Below are 22,305 nucleotides of genomic sequence, written 5' to 3'. Positions count from 1 at the left end.
AGGCCTGCCGCCAGCGTTCAATCTGAGCCATGATCAAACTCTTCAATTTAAGATTTTGTCGGCTCAATGAATACTGAACATTACATAAGTAATGTTTGAATTGACTGTGCTCTTATTGGTCTTTACTTTTGAGAAAGTAAAACAAAACAGCTCAAGGCTGTTGCCCAATTCGAATGGTCACTTCGTTTCATTGAAACCTAATTTGAAGCCTAAGCTTCTAATTGGATTATCATCAACGAGTGCCCACACAGATTGATAGGTTTATATTGTTAAAGAGCTGCTCTTCTTTGTGACCAACATCACTTCGGAAGAGGCGGTCATTTTAGCGAGATAAAGTTTAGTGTCAACCACTTTTTTCAAACTTTTTTCAAGTGTTTCCACTTGGCTAAGCGACCTGCTAACTGGGCTTTCATTCTTTCGAAACCTTAGCTTCGAACTGTTCCCGTGTCAGCGAGGGGGCATTATAGAGATCGCCATCACATTGGCAAGTGCTTTTTTGAGTTTTTTTTGATTTTTTTGCTGTTTGGGTATTTTCTATTCAAAACCATCTGTTTTTGTCACTTTTCTACGCCAATATTGGCAAATTCCCCCTTCTTACTAGGAGATAAAATGAGCTCTCTGCGCAGTTATAAAGGTATCAAGCCCCAAATCGGCCAACGCGTCTATATAGATAGTAGTTCTATTTTAGTTGGCGACATTCAAATTGGCGATGACTCTAGCGTTTGGCCTTTGGTGGCCGCTCGCGGAGACGTTAACCATATCCATATAGGCGAACGTACTAATATCCAAGATGGAAGCGTACTTCATGTTACCCATAAAAACGCAGCCAACCCAGAAGGCTACCCTCTTATTATTGGCAATGACGTAACCATAGGTCACAAGGTGATGCTTCATGGCTGTACCATCAAAGACCGTGTTTTAGTTGGTATGGGCGCAATCGTACTGGATGGTGTTGTAATAGAAGATGAGGTAATGATAGGAGCAGGCAGTCTGGTTCCACCCGGAAAGGTTTTGCAAAGCGGTTATCTTTATGTAGGCAGCCCAATCAAACAAGCACGCCCTCTTAACGATGCCGAGCGTGCTTTCTTGCAAAAATCTGCAGATAACTATGTACAGAACAAAGAGGACTACCTACATCAGGTAGAAGACCTTAATTAGTTACCTCTACTTTTCCATCAGCGTTGAACTCTTCATCTTCGATAAGTTGCTCGGCAAGTTCCTCTAGATCAAAACGATATTGAGTAAAGAGGTCTAGGGCTTGTTGGGCATTGTTGATGGTTTGTCCGGATAATTTTTCCAATTCAGCCTGAGTAATGACACATTCAATGAGTGCCCCAGCCAGCTGAGCAGGGAACGTCATCTCTTTATGTTGCTCATCCCAAGACTGTAGATCTGGAAATAGGATCGACTGATTCAATTTTACATTCCTTCTAGATTCTTACGCAGTTCGCGCAGAATTTGTTTGGTTCCTGGTCGAAGTCCACGCCACAACATAAAGCTTTCTGCGGCCTGACCAACCAACATACCCAAGCCATCGTAGGCAGCGGCTACCTTATTATCTATAGCCCATTGATTAAACGCTGTGTTGCCCGCACTGTACATCATGTCGTAGACATGCGTATGCTTAGTAAATATATCAGGAGAGATTTCAGGAAGTTCACCACTTAGACTCGCCGACGTAGAGTTAATCACCACATCAAAGCCATCATTTATCTCTGACATTGCTACGGACTGGACCCGTCCATATGGAGAAAACATCTCTTCAAGCTGCAACGCCTTGGAGAATGTTCGGTTGGTAATAACGATTTCACTTGGTTGTTGATCAAGTAATGGCTTTATTACCCCTCTCGCTGCGCCACCAGCACCAATGATAAGTATTCGCGCATCTTTCAGCGGCACTTGGTGTTGCAACAGATCTTGTACCAGCCCTTCCCCATCGGTGTTGTCACCAATGATTTCTCCATCATCCAGCTTCTTTAAGGTATTGACCGCACCAGCGAGTTTCGCTCGCTCAGTCAGTCGTGTCGCGAATTGGTAAGCATCTTCTTTGAACGGCACTGTCACATTGCACCCTTTGCCGCCAGTAGAAAAAAACATCTTTGCGGCACTGTTAAATTCACCAACAGGCGCAAGCTCTGCTGTGTAAGTAAGAGACTGGTTAGTCTGGCGAGCAAATAGAGTATGAATAAAAGGGGATTTACTGTGTCCAATGGGATTACCAAAAACGGCATAACGATCTATTTGCTGTGTCATATCCTTACCTGCAGAAATAAAAAGGGTCAACTAAGTTAAGTTGACCCTATCACTATCTATATAAGGAAGAAAGCCTTACCACTCTCTTGGTTTAAGGTAATGATCATAGAGCTCCGCTTCCGGTGAGTTAGGTTCAACTTGATAAGCATACTCCCAACGCGCAAGCGGAGGCATCGACATTAGGATCGACTCAGTCCGGCCACCACTCTGTAGGCCAAATAGAGTGCCACGGTCAAACACTAGGTTAAACTCAACATAGCGACCTCGGCGATATAACTGGAACTGACGTTCACGCTCGCCGTATGCAGTCTCTTTACGACGCTCGATAATAGGCAAATAAGCTTGAGTATAACCTTCACCGACCGCCTTGATGTAATCAAAGCACTTGTCGAATTCCCAATGGTTGAGATCATCAAAGAACAAGCCGCCAACACCACGAGTTTCATCGCGATGAGGGAGATAGAAATATCGGTCACACCAAGCTTTATGTTCTGGATAAACTTCGCTACCGAACGGGGCACACACTTCCTTAGCCGTGTTGTGCCAGTACTGAGCATCTTCTTCGAATGGGTAGAATGGCGTTAAATCGAAGCCACCACCGAACCACCAGATAGGGTCTTCACCCTCTTTCTCGGCAATAAAGAAACGTACATTAGCGTGAGAGGTTGGTACATAAGGGTTATTCGGGTGCATAACCAAAGAGACCCCCATCGCTTCAAAACGACGCCCAGCCAGTTCAGGACGATGCGCTGTTGCTGAAGCCGGCATCTCTTTCCCTTCAACGTGGGAGAAGTTAACTCCACCTTGTTCAAATACCGCACCATCTTTCATGACACGAGTACGGCCGCCCCCGCCCAATTTCTCTCCAGGTTCACGGTGCCATGCATCTTCGACAAACACCGCTTGTCCATCAGCCTCTTCCAACTGCTGACAAATTGAATCCTGAAGTTTCATTAAAAACTGCTTAACCGCTAGTTTATCTATGGCTGACATACGACTTCCTTAACTGCAGGGTTATCCCTGTCTTAATACTTGTGAGGTTTTAGCATCGCGAATCTCACTGGGTTTATTACGCCCCCCTGTTTCCCCCTCCAAGACAGCAACCAATTGGCTACCCAATTGCTGGTAGACTTCATCAGTCGTCATACAAGGTGGCTGACCGGTCAAGTTCGCGCTGGTAGAGGTTAACGGCTTTCCAAATGCATTACACATCTTTTGTACCAAAGGATGATCACTCACACGAACTGCAATCGAATTATATTGACCGCAAACCCAGACAGAGACTTTATCGCTACAAGGCATGATCCAAGTTACCGGTCCGGGCCAACTTTGCTTTACTTGCGCTAACTGCTTTGGCGTCAACTGAGATTCATCAATATAAGGCAGCAACTGCTGGTAACTTGCTGCGATGAGAATCAGCCCTTTGTCCTTTGGTCTCTGTTTGAGTTTTAGTAGCTTATCAATGGCTTGAGGATTATCGGGATCGCATCCGACCCCAAACACGCCTTCGGTTGGGTAAGCGATGACTTCACCATTACGCAAAGCGCTGAGCGCCTTATCAAAGTTATCCACCAAATCACTTCCTATTAATCATCAATCCGCACAAGTGTACAAATATTCGCAACCACACACTAAAGCTATTTGTCGACAAATTCATAGGCGTCGCTTTCAAACCCAACGCAAACGTTTGCTTCGATCGGAAATCCCCGTATAATGCGCTCAAATTATTTGCTCACTATTCTATGTGCTTTGAAGGAGTTTGAGATGAAAGTCGGTATCATCATGGGTTCAAAATCAGATTGGCCAACAATGAAGCTAGCCGCAGAAATGCTAGACAAGTTTGGCGTTGAGTACGAAACCAAAGTTGTGTCAGCGCACCGTACCCCTCAGCTTCTTGCAGATTACGCAACCACCGCAAAGCAACGTGGGCTAAAAGTGATTATTGCTGGCGCAGGTGGCGCAGCACATCTACCAGGTATGGCGGCAGCCTTTACATCTCTACCTGTACTGGGTGTACCCGTTCAGTCTCGTGCACTGAGTGGATTGGATTCACTGTACTCCATCGTTCAGATGCCGAAAGGGATTGCCGTTGGTACTCTTGCTATTGGTGAGGCTGGCGCAGCAAACGCAGGCATTCTCGCTGCTCAAATCCTAGGTACTCACGATGAAGAAATCATGGCGAAAGTGGAAGCTTTCCGTCGTGAGCAAACTGAAACCGTTCTAGCAAACCCAAATCCAGCAGAGGATTAAGTCGATGCATGTTTTAGTGTTAGGCGCAGGCCAACTGGCGCGAATGATGTCACTTGCTGGTGCACCTCTTAACATTGAGATCTCTGCCTACGATGTCGGTAGTGAAAATATTGTTCACCCACTAACACAAGCTGTTATTGGCCACGGGTTGGAAAATGCGATCGAAAAAGCGGATGTCATCACCGCAGAGTTTGAACATATTCCACATCCTATTCTTGAGATCTGCGAGCAAAGCGGAAAGTTTCTCCCATCAACACAAGCGATTAAAGCTGGCGGCGATCGTCGACTTGAAAAGTCGCTTCTCGATCAAGCGGATGTTCGCAATGCTAAGTATTATGTGATCGAGACGCGCGAAGATTTCGATCAGGCTATCGACCATGTCGGTATTCCAATGGTGCTCAAGAGTGCGCTAGGTGGCTATGATGGCAAAGGTCAATGGCGTTTGAAAGAGATGGCTCAAGTAGAGCAAATCTGGACTGAGATGGCTGATTGCATTGCGGCAACGCCTACACAAGCGATCGTTGCAGAACAGTTTGTTCCTTTCAACCGAGAAGTCTCTTTGGTTGGTGCTCGTGGTAAAGATGGTTCAATCGCCGTCTACCCACTCGCAGAGAACATCCACACAGACGGCGTGCTGACTCTCTCAACCGCGATTGCAGATACTGAACTGCAAGAACAAGCAAAGGCGATGTTTACTGCGATCGCAGAGCGACTCGAGTATGTGGGTGTATTAGCGCTGGAGTTTTTTGATGTCGACGGCACCCTGCTGGTCAATGAAATCGCGCCACGAGTACACAACTCAGGTCACTGGACTCAACAAGGTGCAGAAACCTGTCAGTTTGAAAACCATCTACGTGCAGTGTGTGGCTTACCACTTGGCAGTACAAAACTGATCCGTTCGACCTCAATGATCAACATCTTAGGTGAAGATACACTACCAACAGAAGTGCTTGCGATGGATGGGTGTCATATCCACTGGTACGGCAAAGAGAAACGTGCTGGACGCAAGATGGGACATATCAATGTCTGTGGTGACTACAACGGTGAACTTCAACGCAAATTATGCGCGCTGGCCAACCTGCTTGATAAGCAAGCTTTTCCTGCGGTGCATGAATTTGCCGAGCACTTCTCGGAATAGAGAATAAGAAGCAAAAACGGCGCTTTATGCGCCGTTTTTTATTGCTCTGATTGGGTGTGATGACATTTACGATTTGCGCACTGGCGCTTATTGCCACTGGCGAGTTTCTTCTCGACTAATAGTGGATAACCACATTGCTCGCAACTGCCTGCAACTGGGGGTTGATTCACGGCAAACTTGCATTTTGGATAGTTGTCACAAGCATAAAAGAGTTTGCCAAAGCGCGTTTTACGTTCGACAAGCTGTCCTTTATGGCATTCAGGACAAGTGTACGTTTGTGGCGTGTGCTCTTGTTTTGGCTTTTCGAGCGACTCAATATGTTGGCACTGGGGATAGTGACTGCATCCAATGAACATGCCATAGCGACCCTGACGCAAAACCAGTTCATTACCGCACTCTGGGCACGCTACACCTAACTCTTTAACGATATGGCCATCATTTTGATGCAATGGCTTAATGTAGTCGCAGGCCGGATACTGGTTGCAACCGAGAAAAGGACCATGCCTACCATGACGAAGCTGAAGTTCACCCTCACGGTGCTGTTCCTGACACTTAGGACATGCTTGATGCTCTAACGCATGTTCATGGGCAGAGAACAACTGATGATCTATTTTGTTACTCATATCTACTCTTGAAGATTAATGCAGAATACCTTGCTCTTTGGTATACAACAGCTCTTCCATAAGCGTATAAGCATTTTCATTACCTGGCACATTAAATAGCACCATCAACACAATCCATTTCAGATCGTCTAACTCAAACTCATCAGTTTCTAAACCCATAATACGGTCGATAACCATTTCACGAGTTTCTGTCGTCAACACATTAACCTGCTCTAAAAAGGTTAAAAAACCACGACATTCAAGGCTAAGACGTTCACACTCTTTAGCCGTATAAATACGAGTTGAGTTTGAAGTGCTACACACTGAAATCGCCGAGTGAGTTTCACTTTGCTGCAGTGCTGCTAACTCTTCTAGCCAGACGAGAGCTTTGTATATGTCTTTTTGATGAAAACCAGCGCGAAGAAGCTCTTCTTCTAGCTCATCTTGATTGACCTGTAAATCTGCATCGCTATGGATGTAGGTCTCGAATAGATACATTAGGATATCCATCATCATAGCTAGCCCCTCCCCTTAAGAATATAGCCACCACAAACTGCAACAACATGCCCTGAGAGCTCAAGCTCCAAGAGCTGCATCATGACTTCCTGCACAGGTATATTGGTCCTGTTTGCAAGAATATCAACTGGTGTAGCCTTACTTCCTACGTTAGCTAACAGCTGAGGAAATGGCAATTGTTCTTTACCACCAATTTCATTGAATAGCTCATTTTGAATCGGAGGCTCACTTTTGTTAGACCACTGCAAAAGCGTTTCTACTTCACTCACAATGTCATCCACCGTTAATACCAAGCAAGCCCCCTGTTTAATTAGAAGGTTACATCCCCTCGCGTTCACATTGTGAATTGAACCTGGCAAGGCAAACACTTCTCGCCCTTGTTCAAGAGCGTAACGAGCAGTAATAAGGGAACCACTCTTTTCCGCCGCCTCGACAACCAAAACACCAACAGAAAGGCCACTAATTATTCTGTTACGACGCGGAAAGTGTGCCGACTTTGGTTTGGCATGAGGATGCAATTCAGAAACTAGCGCGCCTCCAGCATCAAGAATTCGACCCGCCAAATCACGGTGGCGTGTAGGATAAACGGTCTGTAAACCACACCCTAGAACGGCAAGAGTTTGTCCGCCCCCCTGTAGAGCACCATCATGTGCGTATCCATCGACCCCAAGCGCTAGCCCACTGGTCACAGCTAAACCCTGCTTCACCAAATGCTTGGCAAATTGACGAGCCGTATCAAGCCCTTCATGACTGGCGGATCGACTGCCCACTATCGCTATTTGAGGTTGCGACAAGCTCTCAACACTCCCTTTAACAAATAAAATTGCAGGTGAACCTGAAGCCTGTTTTAAAAGTTCGGGATAACCTTGATCAAGTAATGTGACGATGTGGTTATTGCCCATCTGCGCCTGCCAATCAAAACACTGCTCTACGTCTTTCCGTGCGCGATGGTGAAGATAGTCAACCTGCCTGTCGTTCATTCCTAGAGCTAATAAGGCAGTCGCTTTAGAGGTAACGATATTGATGGGAGAATCGTATTCCAATAAGCGAGTAAAGCTCTTAGAGCCAATTCCGGGAGTAAAATACAGTGACAACCAAGCACTGAGTTCTTCATCAGATACCACTGCTATTCCTTGATGTTTTACAAGCTTGCCTTAGGGGTACGTAGGCAGCTTGAAGTTTAAAGATTTCCTACCCCGTAAATATGCACCAAGCACTCAATCACTTAACAAAACCACCACAATTAGCAGCTCTAGTTGCGTGGTTGTGTCATCGACATCACTCGCTTCATGAACAAGAAGCGACTCAAAAAGCCGCATTGATGCTGTCATTTGAGATGTAAAATGTCTAGAATTGAGCCAACAAGGTTTATCCTGATTTGGCACAGTTCAACATTCGAGTGTATATGTCTGTATTACAAGTATTAACATTCCCAGATGATCGCCTGCGCACAGTGGCAAAGCCCGTAGAAGCAGTGACACCTGAGATTCAAAAGTTCGTTGATGACATGATTGAAACCATGTACGACGAAGAAGGTATCGGCTTGGCTGCAACCCAAGTAGATTTCCACCAACGTATCGTTGTTATCGATGTTTCCGATACCCGTGACGAACCTATGGTTCTGATCAACCCAGAAATCATCGAAAAACGCGGTGAAGATGGCATTGAAGAAGGCTGTCTATCGGTTCCTGGCGCACGTGCACTTGTGCCACGAGCAGCTGAAGTAACGGTAAAAGCACTTAATCGTGATGGCGAAGAATTCACTTTTGAAGCTGACGATCTATTAGCTATTTGTGTTCAGCATGAGCTTGACCACTTAGAAGGCAAACTTTTTGTAGATTATCTTTCGCCTCTAAAGCGTAAACGCATCCAAGACAAGCTTGCGAAAATTAAACGCTTCAACGAGAAAAATACGAACGCTTAATCGCTAACTAATAGAAGGAAGGTACCTTGAGCAAACCTTTAAAAATTGTTTTTGCTGGTACTCCGGATTTCGCCGCCCGTCACTTGGCGGCGTTGTTGTCTTCGGAGCACGAGATCATTGCTGTTTACACTCAACCAGATCGCCCAGCGGGTCGAGGTAAGAAGCTGACAGCAAGCCCAGTTAAAAATATCGCTCTTGAGCATAACATTCCGGTATATCAGCCAGAAAACTTCAAATCAGATGAGGCGAAACAAGAATTGGCAGAACTGAATGCCGATCTCATGGTTGTGGTTGCTTACGGTCTGCTTCTGCCTCAAGCGGTACTCGATACACCAAAACTCGGTTGTATTAACGTTCATGGTTCAATTCTTCCACGCTGGCGTGGTGCGGCTCCGATTCAACGTTCTATTTGGGCGGGCGACAAAGAGACTGGCGTGACCATCATGCAAATGGATATCGGCCTTGATACTGGCGATATGCTAAAAATTGCCACTCTACCTATTGAGGCTAACGACACCAGCACATCAATGTACGAGAAGTTAGCAGAACTTGGTCCTCAAGCTTTGGTGGAATGCCTAACAGATATCGCGAATGGTACGGCTGTGGCAGAAAAGCAAGACGATGAACTGGCAAACTACGCGAAAAAACTCAGCAAAGAAGAAGCTCGTATCAACTGGAATGATGAGGCTCAACACATCGAGCGTTGCGTCCGTGCGTTCAATCCTTGGCCAATGAGCCACTTTGATGCCGCTGAAAATAGCATCAAAGTTTGGCAAAGCCGTGTTGAAGAGCAAACTTCAGCGAAACCTGCGGGCACAATTTTGCAAGCAGACAAGTCTGGTATCTATGTCGCGACAGGCAAAGGTGTACTTGTCCTAGAACAGCTACAGATACCGGGTAAAAAAGCCATGCCAGTACAAGATATTCTTAACTCTCGTGCAAACTGGTTTGAAGTGGGTAGCGTACTTAGCTAGTCCCCATTCGAGCTCAGTCATTATCATTGGGCTCACTATTACGAACTTTTCGAGAGCAGAGATGCTCTCGCACCATTAAGGTACTCAACATGAATGTTCGCGCTGCTGCAGCCAACGTCCTATTCCAAGTGGTCGACAAAGGTCACTCTCTTTCGAGCGCACTCCCTGCGGCTCAACAAACTATCAAGCCTCGTGATCACGCACTATTACAAGAGATTTGTTATGGTGCACTACGTTACCTCCCACGCTTGGAATCCATTGCCAACGAGTTGATGGATAAGCCACTCAAAGGTAAACAACGTGTCTTTCACCACCTGATTCTGGTCGGTATCTACCAACTTAGCTTTATGCGTATTCCCGCGCATGCGGCGGTAGGTGAAACGGTAGAGGGGACAAACACTCTTAAAGGCCCACGTCTACGCGGCTTGATCAACGCAGTTTTACGTAATTATCAGCGTCATCAGCAAGAGTTAGACGCAATAGCGGTGAGTCACAATGCTGGCAAATATGGTCATCCAAGTTGGCTACTGAAGTTACTTCAAGAGAGCTATCCAGAGCAGTGGCAAGAGATTGTTGAAGCGAACAACAACAAAGCACCAATGTGGCTACGTGTTAACCACCAACACCACTCGCGTGATGAATACCTTGAATTACTTAAAAATGAAAACATTGATAACACGATTCATAGTGAAGCCAAAGACGCCGTAAAATTGGCCACCCCATGTGACGTGACAAAACTGCCTGGCTTTGAAAAAGGTTGGGTGTCCGTTCAGGATGCGGCCGCGCAGTTATCGATTAACTACCTAACACCGCAAGATGGCGAATTGATCTTAGACTGTTGTGCGGCCCCTGGCGGTAAAACAGCACACATTCTGGAACGTACTCAGGGTTGTGAAGTGGTTGCCATTGATTGCGACGATACACGTTTGAAGCGCGTTCACGATAACTTGCAGCGTTTGAACCTCAAAGCCAAAGTGATTTGCGGTGACGCACGAAATCCGCAAGATTGGTGGCAAGGTGAGCAATTTGATCGCATTCTACTCGATGCACCTTGTTCTGCGACTGGCGTTATTCGTCGTCACCCTGATATCAAGTGGTTACGCCGAGCTGACGACATTGCCGCCTTGGCCGAGCTACAAAGCGAAATCCTTGATGCAATGTGGCAACAACTGAAGCCGGGCGGCACTCTAGTGTATGCAACCTGTTCAATCACACCTCAAGAGAACAAGGAGCAGGTGAAAGCTTTCCTAGCTCGCACTTCAGACGCTCAGTTGCAAGGTTCAGATGTGAGTAACCCTGGACGTCAGATTTTACCAGGTGAAGAGGATATGGATGGCTTCTATTACGCCATCCTAACTAAGAACGCGTAAGTGATAGGACGGCAGCAACCCTGTCGCCTTTTTAAGTAGTTAAACGAGAAAACGGTATGAAAATCATCATTCTTGGTGCGGGTCAAGTTGGCGGCACGTTGGCAGAAAACCTTGTCGGTGAGAACAACGACATCACCATCGTCGATAGAGACTCAGATCGTCTGCGTGAGCTTCAAGACAAATACGATCTCCGTGTGGTTAATGGTCACGCAAGTCACCCAGACGTACTGCGCGAAGCCGGTGCACAAGATGCTGATATGTTGGTTGCAGTAACCAACATGGATGAAACTAACATGGCCGCTTGTCAGGTGGCTTTTTCTCTGTTTAATACACCAAACCGTATCGCTCGTATTCGTTCACCAGAATACCTCGCTGAAAAAGAAGCACTATTCCAATCTGGCGCCGTACCCGTCGATCATTTAATTGCACCTGAAGAACTCGTCACCAGTTACATTGAACGCTTGATCCAGTATCCAGGAGCTTTACAGGTTGTGAGCTTCGCAGAACAGAAAGTCAGCCTGGTTGCGGTGAAAGCCTATTACGGTGGCCCATTAGTGGGTAACGCGCTGTCGGCATTGCGTGAACACATGCCGCATATCGATACTCGTGTAGCGGCGATTTTCCGTCAAGGTCGACCTATCAGACCTCAGGGTACAACCATTATCGAGGCTGATGATGAAGTGTTCTTTGTCGCCGCCAGCAATCATATCCGCTCAGTCATGAGTGAACTGCAACGTCTTGAAAAACCTTATCGTCGCATCATGATCGTCGGCGGGGGTAACATCGGTGCCAGCCTAGCGCGTCGTCTTGAGCAGTCATACAGCGTCAAACTTATTGAACGAAGCTATCAGCGAGCTGAAACGCTGTCTGAAGAACTAGAGAACACCATTGTTTTCTGTGGCGATGCTGCCGACCAAGAATTGCTAGCTGAAGAGAACATCGATCAGGTTGATGTATTTATTGCTCTAACCAACGAAGATGAAACCAACATTATGTCAGCCATGCTCGCCAAACGTATGGGAGCAAAGAAGGTAATGGTGTTGATCCAACGCGGTGCCTATGTTGACCTTGTACAAGGCGGTGTTATCGACGTTGCGATCTCGCCACAGCAGGCCACAATATCAGCACTGCTAACCCACGTGCGTCGAGCAGATATTGTCAACGTATCTTCACTACGTCGTGGAGCCGCTGAAGCAATCGAAGCAATCGCCCACGGCGATGAAACCACGTCCAAGGTGGTTGGCCGAGCGATTGGCGACATCAAACTACCACCGGGTACCACTATCGGCGCAATCGTCCGTGGTGAAGAGGTACTCATTGCCCATGACCGTACGGTTATCGAACAGGATGATCACGTAGTGATGTTCCTCGTTGATAAGAAGTACGTACCAGACGTAGAAGCACTATTCCAGCCAAGTCCATTCTTCCTATAGGCTCGGGTTATGGTTAACTTTCGTCCCGTACTTTTTGTAATAGGGTTAGTACTTTCTAAACTAGCCCTATTTATGTACGTCCCCACCTTAGTCGCCTTTATCACTGGTACTTCGGGTTTTCTCGAATTTGGTCAAGCTGTGCTAATCACCCATTTAGCCGCCTTCTGCTGCCTAAGTGTCGGGCGAACGAGAGACTTTAAACTCAGTGTGCGTGACATGTTTCTGATCACCAGTTTGGTATGGACTATCGCCAGTGCTTTTGCCGCCTTACCATTCGTGTTTATCAATCATATCAGTTTCACTGACGCCTACTTTGAAACCATGTCAGGCATCACTACTACTGGGTCTACGGTGCTAAGTGGGCTAGACAATATGGCGCCAAGTATCCTGCTGTGGCGTTCAATATTGCAGTGGCTGGGAGGCATTGGCTTTATCGTCATGGCTGTTGCGGTTCTTCCGATGTTAAACGTTGGTGGTATGAAGCTCTTCCATACCGAATCATCAGACTGGTCAGATAAAAGTAGCCCAAGAGCCAAAACAGTGGCTAAAAACATTGTTGCGGTTTATCTGGCGTTAACGGGTTTGTGTATTGTTGGCTACCTGATAACAGGAATGAATCTATTTGAGGCCATTAACCATGCCTTTACCACGCTATCGACTGGTGGCTACTCCACTTCTGATGGCTCAATGAACCACTTCTCAAATGGCGCTCATTGGGTCGCGACCTTGTTTATGTTTTTAGGTGGACTGCCCTTCTTATTGTTCGTTGCCGTCATCAGAAAACGTCGCTTGAATGAGCTGCTCAATGATGCTCAGGTGCGTGGATTCACTTATTTATTTCTTATAAGCAGTCTAATTATATCGGCTTGGTTGGTGATTCGAGATGGCTACGCGGTGATCGATGCCCTGCGAGTATCCATGTTTAACATCGTCTCCGTTGTCACTACCACCGGATTTGGTCTTGAAGATTTCACCGCTTGGGGAGCTCTGCCAACCACTCTATTTGCGTTCTTAATGATGGCAGGCGCCTGTTCCGGTTCTACCTCTGGCGGCATCAAAGTTTTCCGCTTTCAGATTGCTGTAACCCTACTCAACAAGCAGATGATGAAACTAATTCACCCTTCTGGTGTATTTGTTCAACGCTACAACAACCGTCCGGTCAATGATGATATCGTGCGTTCAGTAGTGGCTTTCGGCTTAACTTTTTTTATCACGATTATCGCGATTGCTGGGGGACTGAGTGCCATGGGCCTTGACCCAATTACCAGTATTTCGGGCTCTATTACTGCGGTTGCAAACGTTGGACCTGGGATGGGTTCTATTATCGGACCAACAGGCAACTTTGCTCCCCTACCTGACGCTGCTAAATGGCTCCTCAGCCTGGGAATGTTAATGGGACGCTTAGAGATACTGACTCTACTGGTGCTTTTCTTCCCTGCCTTCTGGCGACGTTAAGGAATAAATATGAAAACGACGATTGGACTTTCATGCTTGCTTGCGAGCACTATGATTTACGCGGCGCAGACAGTCACTCTTGCCGATGGGCGCCAAGTACAGCTGAATGATGATTTTACTTGGCAATACATAGTTGAAGCGTCAACTGATACACCGTCTATCCCAGTAAAAACCGTCGCGACTATTCCTGTGATTAACCGACAAGTGGGCAGCGTAATTCAACTTGGTAGCCAAAAACCAGTAATGCAGCTATCTGACTCTGGCGTTGATGTACTGCTTGGAGCTGCACAGTATCAATCTGATCAGTTGGTTATTGAGACCTCTTTGACGAACCAAAGCACTCAGTCTGTCGTACTGGTTGAAGTAGAGGTAGAGTTATTAAACATGTCTGGAGAGGTTATCTCTGAACAAACATTTGCGGTTTGGACTTCCATCAAGCGCCTTGCTGATACCTACCTAAGACCTCAACAGGCCGTCGCAGGTAAAACAATCAAGATCCCTGTTGAACGCGCTGAACAGTACCAAATCAACGCAAAAATCATCAAAGTCGAAACCCGTTAAACAGGGTCGACATAAAGATAAATCGCGAAAAAATGGCAAGCGCATCCTGCTAAAACAAAGCCATGCCAGATTGCATGATTGTAGGGGATGCGTTTAGCAACATAGAAGATCACTCCCAACGAATAGATCACTCCACCAGCAGCAAGCAAAGTTAGCCCTCCAAGCGCTAAATGCATCGCTAATTGATAAATCACTATCAATGATAACCAACCCATGATCAGATACGTGGCAAGAGAAAGCCGTTTAAACCGATAGACAAACGCCATCTTCATAATGATGCCAAACAGAGCAATACTCCAAATCACCACCATCAAACTGATTGCTAAAGGTGTACGCAAACTCACCAGAAGAAACGGTGTATAGCTACCCGCTATAAGTAAGTAGATAGCACAATGGTCGAAAGTTTTAAGCGCTCGTTTCGCTTTTTGATAGGGGACGGCATGGTAGAGAGTAGAAGCAAGAAACAGCACAATCATGCTGCCGCCGTAAATACTCATGCTGGTAATTGTCAGCGTATCGGCGTTGTGTTCTGTAGATTTGAGCAGTAACAGTACCAAGCCAACAATACTCAGCACCATTCCAAAAGCGTGGGTGATCGTATTGGCAAACTCTTCTTTAACACTGTATGCAACGGCTGGATTCGCAGACATTTGACCTTACTCTTGAGTAACGATTGGAATAATTACTCAGGAGTATGGCACATTAAGCTTACACTTGTAAGCTGAAAATGGTTACTTTTTGGTTAAGAGTGGTTATCCAAATACTCGATAACTTTCTGCCCCGCTTCTTGAGCTGATGTATGCAACGGAATCGACATCTGACGCTTGAGATCACCGATACCCAGTAAGCTTGCAAGCATACCTTTGGCGCCTTCTCGATGGCGATCAATCTCAAACCACAATTGCAGCTCGTCTTCACTACGATAAGCAACCACTTCTAACTCTCGCCAGCGACCGTGAAACGGCCCCGTGGTTGGCACGAACTCAAACTCCTGCACAAACGGCATGGCAAAACCGTCTACAGCTTCACACTCCACCTGACGAATACGTAAGCCTTGTTCTTCCAGTGCTGTAAAAATACCATCGAGAAGAGGATCAGGTCGTACCGTCAGGATATCTTTATCGGTTGGATCTTTAGCCATTGCGATGTCTAGACCAGTTTCAAGCCAGACTTTGGAATCACCAATCGTGACTGGAGTATTCCAAGGCACATCAAGTTCTACAGAGAAGTCTCGACTTTCGCCTGGTTCAATGGTGAACGCATATGGAAGTGACCACTCAGCTAACGCATAACTTGCCGGTACACGGCGCATTCGCCCTGCATTGGCTTTCTCTTTATCGTGGTTAGCAGGAACCTCTTTGATATAGCGGCAGTATAGCTTGAGATCGATGTTATCAATCTCTTGCGCAGTCGAGCCACCGTAGACATGAATCGTAATATTGAGTTTTTGTCCCGGATACAGCACTTCTTGCTGAAGCACAGAGTCGACCTTTGCTGAGCCAATACCAAACGTCGCCAGCGTTTTCTTAAACAACGACATACACACCTCCTTGGCAAACACGAGACTATAACAATGTTTTCATACTAATCTTGTTTGCTGTCTCACTACTAGTGACTTGTTCACATTATTGCAGCATCTACACATCGATTAGATATCGACCAATCTTACTGATAATGCTAATCTATTTATTGATGTGCTTGCATATCAATATTCCTGATTAATTATTTGGATTGGCGTGCGCCAGAAGAGCCAAACTTCAGTAATGGAGCTCAACTCATAGTTAATCAGGCCATTACATTGGCAATGGATATGCCTGACAGTTAGGTAACTCGATGCGCCCAACAGCAGTCAGGTTTTCGCACACAAATCGTAGTGCGATGCGCCGTCGTAGTGGTTTTGCGACCGCTCCAATGGCAAAACAAGTCGCTACTACCATGACTTTAGTTGAAAAAACAGCCTTGATGGCTGCCGCTTCTCCTAAAGTGGTTAAAGCAGCTTAATTAAAAAGCGCAGTCTAGGCTGCGCTTTTTTCTTACCTTCTCCGCACCTATTTGTTACCTTTAGCGACAAATCATTATAAGTTGTGTGGAGAAAACCAATGAAATGCCATCGAATTGAAGAACTGCTCGAACTGCTCGAACCTGAGTGGCAAAAAGATCAGGAAATGAACCTGCTGCAGTTTATCGTCCAACTAGCGCAAGAAGCGGGTTACCACGGGAAACTTGAAGAGTTGACCGATGACGTACTGATCTACCACCTAAAAATGCGCAACAGCAGCAAAGATGAAATGATCCCTGGTCTGAAAAAAGACCAAGAAGATGATTTTAAAACGGCGATTTTACGCGCTCGTGGAATCATCGACTAAAAAAGATCTCTCCCAAAGGCGACCAGTGGTCGCTTTTTTTTATACGCATACTGCCCTTAAAACCCAAACTGTTAGGCGATTAATTTTTAAAACTGTAATGATTTTTGTTGTTAAAGGTTGATAGTGTTAAAGAAATAATAATGTTATAGCGTATATAATCGCCGAACATAAGAGATTACTAAAATAATAGTCAGCAATGTCTACTGAGCGAGAACATAAGAAATCTCGCCAATTAGCCTAAAGAAGGAAGCGTAATGAGTCAGGATAAAATCGATATCAAAGATGTGACTCCCAAGACCTTTAACCCTAAGACTCATAAAACTAAGGGGGACAGGTTTAACCCAAGCAACCGAATCTATGTTCGCGAAAGTAAAGGTACCTTTCAAAAATTACGCCGCTATGGTGGTTGGTTCCTACTGCTATTTTTCGCACTCATTCCTTGGCTCTCTTACGGAGACCGACAAGCCATCTTGTTAGACATTGGCCATCAGCAGTTTAACTTTTTCGGTACAACCCTTTACCCGCAAGACCTCACACTACTTGCACTGCTGTTTATGATCGCCGCATTTGGCCTATTTTTCCTCACGACCTTCTTAGGCCGTGTATGGTGTGGCTACCTCTGCCCACAAACCGTCTGGACCTTTATGTACATATGGTTTGAAGAAAAGCTCGAAGGCAGTGCTAATAAACGTCGCAAACAAGACTCTGGCAAGCTCACAGCCAATCTTGCAATGCGCAAAACAGCAAAACATCTCGCTTGGTGGGCGATTGCGCTGGCCACAGGCTTTACTTTTACCGGTTACTTTGTGCCAATCAAAGAACTCGTCGTCGGCTTTTTCACCTTTAACGCTGAGTTCTGGCCAGTATTCTGGGTGTTATTCTTTGCAATTTGTACCTATGCCAACGCAGGTTGGATGCGTTCAATTATGTGTATTCACATGTGCCCATACGCTCGTTTCCAGTCAGCCATGTTCGACAAAGATACCTTTATCGTCGGTTATGACACTAAACGTGGAGAAACACGTGGTCCTCGTTCGCGCAAAGCCGATCCAAAAGCACTAGGCTTGGGTGATTGTATTGATTGTGACCTGTGTGTGCAGGTCTGCCCTACAGGTATCGATATTCGTGATGGTCTACAGTACGAATGTATCAACTGTGGTGCCTGTATTGATGCGTGTGACAACACGATGGAACGAATGGGCTATGACAAAGGATTGATCAGCTACACGACCGAACATCGTTTATCAGGCAAGCACACCAAGGTCGCTCGCCCTAAACTGATCGGTTATGGAGCCGTTCTACTCGTTATGATTGGTCTATTTTTTGTTCAAGTCGCTAGCGTCGATCCTGCGGGTCTAAGCGTACTTCGCGATCGTAACCAGTTATTCAGAGTGAATGGGCTAGGCGAAGTAGAAAACACATACACTCTAAAGATCATCAATAAAACTCAGCAACAGCAAGAGTATCAGCTCAATGTTGAAGGACTGAGTGATGTCTCTTGGTATGGAAAACAGACGGTACAGGTAGCTCCTGGTGAGGTACTTAACCTTCCGATGAGCCTAGGTGTTAACCCTGACAAACTCAGCTCTCCTGTTTCAACAATTCAGTTTATACTGTCGGACAGCGAAGACTTCACTATTGCCGTAGAAAGTCGCTTCATTAAGAAGCTCTAGACTGTCTACTCACCCAATGGAAAGAGGCTCAGCAATGAGCCTCTTTTATTTTATGATACAGCAAGCCTTTAACTTTGATGCATTAACGCCTGACTTTATGTGGTATGCCCTCGAGAGCATCGGGATCCGCGCCGAGTCGGGATTTTTAGCACTTAACAGTTATGAAAACCGCGTCTATCAGTTCACTGATGAAGAACGTCAGCGTTATGTGGTGAAGTTCTACCGCCCAGAGCGTTGGAGTCAGGAACAGATTCAGGAAGAGCATCATTTTACGCTTGAGCTGATCGAATCAGAAATTCCCGTCGCGCCACCCGTCGTCATTAATGGTCAAACTCTGCATCACTATCAGGGGTATCTATTTGCCCTGTTTGCCAGTGTTGGTGGTCGTCAATTTGAAGTGGATAACCTAGAACAATTGGAAGGGGTTGGCCGTTTCTTAGGTCGTATCCACAAAGTCGGCTCAAAGCAGGTATTCAAACACAGACCCACTATTGGGCTCGAAGAGTATGTTTATCAGCCGCGCAAATTACTGCAAAACTCAACGTTTATTCCCATGCATTTGGAAAACGCCTTTTTCAATGATCTTGACCTGCTGATCAGCAATCTCGAGACGCACTGGACGGACTCCACCAGCATGATACGTCTGCATGGCGATTGCCACCCAGGCAACATTCTGTGGAGAGATGGCCCTATGTTCGTCGACCTAGACGACGCTCGCAATGGCCCTGCCATTCAGGATCTATGGATGCTACTGAGTGGGGATCGGGCTGACAAAATAATGCAACTCGACATCATCTTAGAAGCGTATCAAGAATTTAATGACTTTAATCTCAATGAATTGAAACTAATCGAACCTTTGCGTGGTCTACGTATGGTGCACTATATGGCATGGCTAGCAAAAAGATGGCAGGACCCGGCATTTCCTCTCGCCTTTCCATGGTTTAATGATCCAAAATATTGGGAAAGTCAGGTTCTCGGGTTCAAAGAGCAGATATCTGCCCTCAATGAACCACCACTTTCACTCATGCCACAGTGGTAACAACAATAATTACACATGGAGTTAAGAATGAAAAAGCTGTTTGCACTCGTCGCAACAATGATGCTGAGCTTATCGGCTCATGCTGCACAATTTAGTCAAGGTGAACACTATAAAGTCCTTGAACTTGAAGCTTCAAAGAAACCGACAGTGACTGAGTTTTTCTCGTTCTACTGCCCTCACTGTAATACCTTTGAGCCTATCATTCAGCAGCTAAAAGCGCAGCTACCTAAGGATGCTAAGTTCCAGAAGAACCACGTCTCTTCTATGGGCGGCAACATGGGAGAGTCAATGAGCAAGGCTTACGCCACCATGATTGTGCTAAAGATCGAAGACAAGATGACACCTGTGCTGTTTGACCGAATTCATAACATGCGCAAAGCACCAAAGAATGATGAGGAATTACGCCAAATCTTCCTTGATGAAGGTGTCGATGCAGACAAGTTCGATGCTGCGTTCAATGGTTTTGCTGTGGATTCTATGGTTCGTCGTTTCGACAAGCAGTTCAAAGATAGCGGTCTTTCCGGTGTGCCAGCCGTTGTGGTCAACAACAAATACTTAGTACAGGCTCAATCGATTAAAACGCTTGATGAATACTTTGCATTGGTCAACTATCTACTGACACTGAAGTAATCGCTACAGATCAAAAAAGGGAGCATACGGCTCCCTTTTTGATCCCAATGATGCAATTACTTTTCCTGATGCAGCTCCTTGAGCACAGCATCTTTTTCCTTCCAAACATCTCCCAACCATTGCTGAAACTGACGTTTATACGGTTTGTCGTTAAAGTAATCACCTCGCACTTTTTCATCAACAGGCAGAACCTGAGTACGAACCACTATTCTTTGCATTCTTCCCATCAAAGCATCTTTAAATGGCTTTTCTGTATTGTCAGGGTAAGCCAGTGTGACATCGATAATATTATCAAACTGGTCGCCCATCGCCGCTAACGTGTAGGCAATGCCACCTGTTTTAGGTTGGAGCAGATAGTCATAGCCAGCTGTACTCTTACGCTGCTTTTGCGGTGTAAAACGAGTCCCCTCTACGTAATTCACCACTGTTGTCGGCGTGTGTTTAAATTTGGCACATGAACGACGAGTGGTTGCGAGATCCTGACCACGCTTTTCTGGATGACGAATCAGATACTCCCGCGAATAACGGCGCATAAATGGCATATCCAACGCCCAGCAAGCCATTCCAATGAAAGGAACATAGAGTAATTGTTGTTTAAGGAAAAACTTGGGCATTGGAATGCGATCTTTAAACACACAGCACAACACGACAATATCAGTCCAACTCAGGTGGTTACTGATCATTAAATACCAACCGTCTTTCTTCAGCTCATCTCCCCCCTGAACATCCCATTCAACTTGGTTCGAAACATTCAGAATGGCCGAGTTAATCGTCGCCCATAGCCACATCACTTTATTGGCTAATTGGGTGCCTTTCGCTTTCAGCGCCGCAGTTGGAAGAAGAAGCTTGAATACAGCGATAATACAGATAGCTACCGAACACAAAGCTGAGTTTAAGATAACTAAGGAAACATTCAGAATAAGAAGTAAATGTGCCAACATAACGCTTAATAATGAGATTTGAAGAAAATTTAATATAGTTTTACTAATGGATAATAAAACAGCGTGTAATTATACAAGCCATTGGAAAGTTTGAAACTAATCTGGCTATGGTCAGAGTAGTTAATCAACACTATTTCCGGTGATGTCACCTTATTTAGCATTACACTTTTGGAGAACTCACAATGAGCACCAAACCTATCATGCTCTCAACTGCCATTTTCTGCTTCTGCGCTGCTCCAGCGATGGCCCAGTTGTCAGACACCGCTGGTATCAGTGGTGAAATTTCGTTGAGCGCCGGTTACCTTTCTTCAACATCCAATTTCAATACCGATGCCAACGCAACCATTAATGACAACAACCAAAAAGGTGAAAGTGACAGCAGCTTTATCCCTGTACCTCTCGGTAGCATCGCCTATACATTTGGAAGCCAGCTAGATAGACAGCTATATGTGGGTACATCTAGAGAAGATATCGCAGTAGGTACCTTAGCGTTAGAGTTGGGCTATAAGCAACTGCTGGCAAATGGAACAGTGATAGATGCCTCTTTCCTACCGACAATCATGTCTGGTGAAACATGGTCAGATCCTTTTAAAACAGGTTCAGCAAGAAGCGTAACCGACGAGAAAGGCAATGCCTTCCGTCTAAAATTCAGCAATATTAATAATTCTGGCTTTAGCTTGGACACCGCTTATGCCAGTCAGGAAGTAGAGAACGAACGTTCAGGTCTAGATTCTGGCTACGTATCATCGGCTCACCTTTTAAAAAGAGATGCAGACAAACTCTACCTAAAAGGTGACTATCGGATGCGCATCCAACCCGGTACATTTTTAGCCCCCTCCATTACGTTGGTAAAATCGGATGCTGAAGGGGATGCCTACTCCTTTACTTCATGGAGAGGCGAACTATCCCTATTTAAAGTAATGGAGCGTCACCAGTTTGCTCTCACAGCTGGCTACACGCACTTCAGTTACGACGCCTCTCATCCGGTTTACAATACAACGCGTGCTGATGATGAATTTAGCCTGTTTGCGGCCTATGAGTACCAACAATTAATGGGCTTGCGTGATTGGTCTCTGATCTCGTTTGCGGGTTATGGGCAAAAAGACTCAAACATCAACTTTTACCAAGAACAACAGTTAATATTCTCCATAGGTGTTAACTACAAGTTTTAAGCATCGGA

At 45.7% G+C, this 22,305-nt stretch carries 25 protein-coding genes; 15 read left to right on the top strand and 10 right to left on the bottom strand.

Translation table 11 applies throughout. The features are described 5' to 3' along the window. Nucleotides 1–609: 609 nt before the first annotated feature. A complete protein-coding gene (locus ACQEXR_RS12820) occupies nt 610–1,158 on the top strand; it encodes a gamma carbonic anhydrase family protein (protein ID WP_138972816.1) in 549 nt (182 codons plus the stop codon). Here ACQEXR_RS12820 and ACQEXR_RS12815 read toward each other — a convergent pair. The 4 genes from ACQEXR_RS12815 to ACQEXR_RS12800 form a co-directional block, all read right to left on the bottom strand. Then, nucleotides 1,151–1,417 carry a DUF1488 domain-containing protein gene (locus ACQEXR_RS12815; RefSeq protein ID WP_331417349.1) on the bottom strand — a complete coding sequence of 89 codons (267 nt, stop codon included), beginning with the start codon at nt 1,415–1,417 and terminating at the stop codon, nt 1,151–1,153. The genes ACQEXR_RS12820 and ACQEXR_RS12815 overlap by 8 nt on opposite strands. A 2-nt stretch (nt 1,418–1,419) precedes the next feature. Beyond that, a complete protein-coding gene (gene aroE / locus ACQEXR_RS12810; RefSeq protein WP_427020459.1) occupies nt 1,420–2,253 on the bottom strand; it encodes a shikimate dehydrogenase in 834 nt (277 codons plus the stop codon). 75 nt (nt 2,254–2,328) lie between these two features. Further along, entirely contained in the window at nt 2,329–3,246 is a 918-nt protein-coding gene (hemF, locus tag ACQEXR_RS12805) for an oxygen-dependent coproporphyrinogen oxidase (RefSeq protein ID WP_331417347.1), read from the bottom strand. A 21-nt stretch (nt 3,247–3,267) separates the two neighbouring features. After that, nucleotides 3,268–3,825: an L-threonylcarbamoyladenylate synthase gene (locus ACQEXR_RS12800; RefSeq protein WP_427020458.1), complete on the bottom strand. Its 558-nt coding sequence runs from the start codon at nt 3,823–3,825 to the stop codon at nt 3,268–3,270. 192 nt (nt 3,826–4,017) lie between these two features. Here ACQEXR_RS12800 and purE point away from each other — a divergent pair, with 192 nt between their 5' ends. Together purE and ACQEXR_RS12790 are read left to right on the top strand one after the other, a co-directional pair. Further along, complete coding sequence (gene purE / locus ACQEXR_RS12795) at nt 4,018–4,503, top strand: 5-(carboxyamino)imidazole ribonucleotide mutase (protein WP_138972821.1); 486 nt, start codon at nt 4,018–4,020, stop codon at nt 4,501–4,503. A gap of 4 nt (nt 4,504–4,507) precedes the next feature. Further along, nucleotides 4,508–5,641 (top strand): 5-(carboxyamino)imidazole ribonucleotide synthase, encoded by a 1,134-nt coding sequence (locus ACQEXR_RS12790; RefSeq protein WP_331427158.1) that lies wholly within the window; start codon nt 4,508–4,510, stop codon nt 5,639–5,641. A gap of 38 nt (nt 5,642–5,679) precedes the next feature. Here the strand turns inward: ACQEXR_RS12790 and ACQEXR_RS12785 are convergent, their stop codons facing one another. Genes ACQEXR_RS12785 through dprA form a run of 3 tightly spaced genes read right to left on the bottom strand, consistent with a single transcriptional unit; the run spans nt 5,680 to nt 7,883 of the window. Further along, nucleotides 5,680–6,264 carry a topoisomerase DNA-binding C4 zinc finger domain-containing protein gene (locus ACQEXR_RS12785; RefSeq protein WP_426952766.1) on the bottom strand — a complete coding sequence of 195 codons (585 nt, stop codon included), beginning with the start codon at nt 6,262–6,264 and terminating at the stop codon, nt 5,680–5,682. 15 nt (nt 6,265–6,279) lie between these two features. Beyond that, nucleotides 6,280–6,759 carry a DUF494 family protein gene (locus ACQEXR_RS12780; protein WP_269378311.1) on the bottom strand — a complete coding sequence of 160 codons (480 nt, stop codon included), beginning with the start codon at nt 6,757–6,759 and terminating at the stop codon, nt 6,280–6,282. Between the two features lie 2 nt (nt 6,760–6,761). Beyond that, complete coding sequence (dprA, locus tag ACQEXR_RS12775) at nt 6,762–7,883, bottom strand: DNA-processing protein DprA (protein ID WP_426952768.1); 1,122 nt, start codon at nt 7,881–7,883, stop codon at nt 6,762–6,764. Between the two features lie 281 nt (nt 7,884–8,164). Here dprA and def point away from each other — a divergent pair, with 281 nt between their 5' ends. From def to ACQEXR_RS12745, 6 genes are all read left to right on the top strand, one after another. Beyond that, on the top strand, nt 8,165–8,683 hold the full coding sequence (gene def, locus ACQEXR_RS12770; protein ID WP_138972826.1) for a peptide deformylase: 519 nt from the start codon (nt 8,165–8,167) through the stop codon (nt 8,681–8,683). 26 nt (nt 8,684–8,709) lie between these two features. Further along, nucleotides 8,710–9,657 carry a methionyl-tRNA formyltransferase gene (fmt, locus tag ACQEXR_RS12765; RefSeq protein WP_426952770.1) on the top strand — a complete coding sequence of 316 codons (948 nt, stop codon included), beginning with the start codon at nt 8,710–8,712 and terminating at the stop codon, nt 9,655–9,657. An 89-nt stretch (nt 9,658–9,746) separates the two neighbouring features. Beyond that, entirely contained in the window at nt 9,747–11,027 is a 1,281-nt protein-coding gene (gene rsmB, locus ACQEXR_RS12760; RefSeq protein WP_426952772.1) for a 16S rRNA (cytosine(967)-C(5))-methyltransferase RsmB, read from the top strand. Between the two features lie 56 nt (nt 11,028–11,083). Further along, nucleotides 11,084–12,460: a Trk system potassium transporter TrkA gene (trkA, locus tag ACQEXR_RS12755; protein ID WP_331417340.1), complete on the top strand. Its 1,377-nt coding sequence runs from the start codon at nt 11,084–11,086 to the stop codon at nt 12,458–12,460. 9 nt (nt 12,461–12,469) lie between these two features. Continuing rightward, nucleotides 12,470–13,915, top strand: coding sequence for a TrkH family potassium uptake protein (locus ACQEXR_RS12750; RefSeq protein ID WP_427020457.1), 1,446 nt, complete (start codon nt 12,470–12,472; stop codon nt 13,913–13,915). A gap of 9 nt (nt 13,916–13,924) precedes the next feature. Continuing rightward, nucleotides 13,925–14,476: a DUF3157 family protein gene (locus ACQEXR_RS12745; protein ID WP_427020456.1), complete on the top strand. Its 552-nt coding sequence runs from the start codon at nt 13,925–13,927 to the stop codon at nt 14,474–14,476. On the opposite strand, the gene trhA is transcribed toward ACQEXR_RS12745, so the two are convergent. Together trhA and ACQEXR_RS12735 are read right to left on the bottom strand one after the other, a co-directional pair. Further along, nucleotides 14,473–15,126, bottom strand: coding sequence for a PAQR family membrane homeostasis protein TrhA (gene trhA, locus ACQEXR_RS12740; protein WP_426952775.1), 654 nt, complete (start codon nt 15,124–15,126; stop codon nt 14,473–14,475). The two genes, ACQEXR_RS12745 and trhA, sit on opposite strands and share 4 nt — an antisense overlap. A gap of 92 nt (nt 15,127–15,218) precedes the next feature. Continuing rightward, nucleotides 15,219–16,016, bottom strand: a complete 798-nt coding sequence (locus ACQEXR_RS12735; protein ID WP_331417337.1) for a sporulation protein — start codon at nt 16,014–16,016, stop codon at nt 15,219–15,221. A gap of 293 nt (nt 16,017–16,309) precedes the next feature. Between ACQEXR_RS12735 and ACQEXR_RS12730 the strand changes: the two genes are divergently transcribed. The 5 genes from ACQEXR_RS12730 (at nt 16,310) to ACQEXR_RS12710 (ending at nt 20,184) form a co-directional block, all read left to right on the top strand. Next, complete coding sequence (locus tag ACQEXR_RS12730; RefSeq protein WP_269378302.1) at nt 16,310–16,477, top strand: hypothetical protein; 168 nt, start codon at nt 16,310–16,312, stop codon at nt 16,475–16,477. Nucleotides 16,478–16,575: 98 nt separating this feature from the next. Beyond that, complete coding sequence (locus ACQEXR_RS12725; protein ID WP_138972833.1) at nt 16,576–16,842, top strand: YihD family protein; 267 nt, start codon at nt 16,576–16,578, stop codon at nt 16,840–16,842. Nucleotides 16,843–17,096: 254 nt separating this feature from the next. After that, nucleotides 17,097–18,515 (top strand): cytochrome c oxidase accessory protein CcoG, encoded by a 1,419-nt coding sequence (gene ccoG, locus ACQEXR_RS12720; RefSeq protein WP_426952778.1) that lies wholly within the window; start codon nt 17,097–17,099, stop codon nt 18,513–18,515. A gap of 52 nt (nt 18,516–18,567) precedes the next feature. Then, a complete protein-coding gene (locus ACQEXR_RS12715; RefSeq protein ID WP_138972890.1) occupies nt 18,568–19,554 on the top strand; it encodes a serine/threonine protein kinase in 987 nt (328 codons plus the stop codon). Between the two features lie 27 nt (nt 19,555–19,581). Beyond that, nucleotides 19,582–20,184 carry a thiol:disulfide interchange protein DsbA/DsbL gene (locus ACQEXR_RS12710; RefSeq protein ID WP_426952780.1) on the top strand — a complete coding sequence of 201 codons (603 nt, stop codon included), beginning with the start codon at nt 19,582–19,584 and terminating at the stop codon, nt 20,182–20,184. Between the two features lie 56 nt (nt 20,185–20,240). Here ACQEXR_RS12710 and ACQEXR_RS12705 read toward each other — a convergent pair whose 3' ends face one another. Beyond that, nucleotides 20,241–21,125, bottom strand: coding sequence for an acyltransferase (locus ACQEXR_RS12705; protein WP_138972838.1), 885 nt, complete (start codon nt 21,123–21,125; stop codon nt 20,241–20,243). Nucleotides 21,126–21,307: 182 nt separating this feature from the next. Here ACQEXR_RS12705 and ACQEXR_RS12700 point away from each other — a divergent pair, with 182 nt between their 5' ends. Beyond that, the gene (locus ACQEXR_RS12700; protein ID WP_426952782.1) at nt 21,308–22,297 is read left to right on the top strand and encodes a DUF2860 domain-containing protein; all 990 of its coding nucleotides are present in this window, start codon (nt 21,308–21,310) and stop codon (nt 22,295–22,297) included. The last annotated feature ends 8 nt before the right edge of the window (nt 22,298–22,305 follow it).

The sequence above is a fragment of the Vibrio sp. TRT 2004 genome, from assembly GCF_050113735.1.
Lineage (GTDB): Bacteria > Pseudomonadota > Gammaproteobacteria > Enterobacterales > Vibrionaceae > Vibrio.
The sequence above is the reverse complement of the archived record's forward strand: the minus strand, read 5'-3'. Positions and strand labels throughout refer to the sequence as shown.

Excerpts from the sequence above, each read along its gene's own strand:
- ACQEXR_RS12820 (WP_138972816.1), top strand. The coding sequence starts at position 610 with ATGAGCTCTCTGCGCAGTTATAAAGGTATCAAGCCCCAAATCGGCCAA.
- aroE (WP_427020459.1), bottom strand. The coding sequence starts at position 2,253 with ATGACACAGCAAATAGATCGTTATGCCGTTTTTGGTAATCCCATTGGA.
- hemF (WP_331417347.1), bottom strand. The coding sequence starts at position 3,246 with ATGTCAGCCATAGATAAACTAGCGGTTAAGCAGTTTTTAATGAAACTT.
- purE (WP_138972821.1), top strand. The coding sequence starts at position 4,018 with ATGAAAGTCGGTATCATCATGGGTTCAAAATCAGATTGGCCAACAATG.
- ACQEXR_RS12790 (WP_331427158.1), top strand. The coding sequence starts at position 4,508 with ATGCATGTTTTAGTGTTAGGCGCAGGCCAACTGGCGCGAATGATGTCA.
- ACQEXR_RS12785 (WP_426952766.1), bottom strand. The coding sequence starts at position 6,264 with ATGAGTAACAAAATAGATCATCAGTTGTTCTCTGCCCATGAACATGCG.
- ACQEXR_RS12780 (WP_269378311.1), bottom strand. The coding sequence starts at position 6,759 with ATGATGATGGATATCCTAATGTATCTATTCGAGACCTACATCCATAGC.
- def (WP_138972826.1), top strand. The coding sequence starts at position 8,165 with ATGTCTGTATTACAAGTATTAACATTCCCAGATGATCGCCTGCGCACA.
- rsmB (WP_426952772.1), top strand. The coding sequence starts at position 9,747 with ATGAATGTTCGCGCTGCTGCAGCCAACGTCCTATTCCAAGTGGTCGAC.
- trkA (WP_331417340.1), top strand. The coding sequence starts at position 11,084 with ATGAAAATCATCATTCTTGGTGCGGGTCAAGTTGGCGGCACGTTGGCA.
- ACQEXR_RS12750 (WP_427020457.1), top strand. The coding sequence starts at position 12,470 with ATGGTTAACTTTCGTCCCGTACTTTTTGTAATAGGGTTAGTACTTTCT.
- ACQEXR_RS12745 (WP_427020456.1), top strand. The coding sequence starts at position 13,925 with ATGAAAACGACGATTGGACTTTCATGCTTGCTTGCGAGCACTATGATT.
- trhA (WP_426952775.1), bottom strand. The coding sequence starts at position 15,126 with ATGTCTGCGAATCCAGCCGTTGCATACAGTGTTAAAGAAGAGTTTGCC.
- ACQEXR_RS12735 (WP_331417337.1), bottom strand. The coding sequence starts at position 16,016 with ATGTCGTTGTTTAAGAAAACGCTGGCGACGTTTGGTATTGGCTCAGCA.
- ACQEXR_RS12730 (WP_269378302.1), top strand. The coding sequence starts at position 16,310 with ATGCGCCCAACAGCAGTCAGGTTTTCGCACACAAATCGTAGTGCGATG.
- ACQEXR_RS12725 (WP_138972833.1), top strand. The coding sequence starts at position 16,576 with ATGAAATGCCATCGAATTGAAGAACTGCTCGAACTGCTCGAACCTGAG.
- ccoG (WP_426952778.1), top strand. The coding sequence starts at position 17,097 with ATGAGTCAGGATAAAATCGATATCAAAGATGTGACTCCCAAGACCTTT.
- ACQEXR_RS12715 (WP_138972890.1), top strand. The coding sequence starts at position 18,568 with ATGATACAGCAAGCCTTTAACTTTGATGCATTAACGCCTGACTTTATG.
- ACQEXR_RS12710 (WP_426952780.1), top strand. The coding sequence starts at position 19,582 with ATGAAAAAGCTGTTTGCACTCGTCGCAACAATGATGCTGAGCTTATCG.
- ACQEXR_RS12705 (WP_138972838.1), bottom strand. The coding sequence starts at position 21,125 with ATGTTGGCACATTTACTTCTTATTCTGAATGTTTCCTTAGTTATCTTA.
- ACQEXR_RS12700 (WP_426952782.1), top strand. The coding sequence starts at position 21,308 with ATGAGCACCAAACCTATCATGCTCTCAACTGCCATTTTCTGCTTCTGC.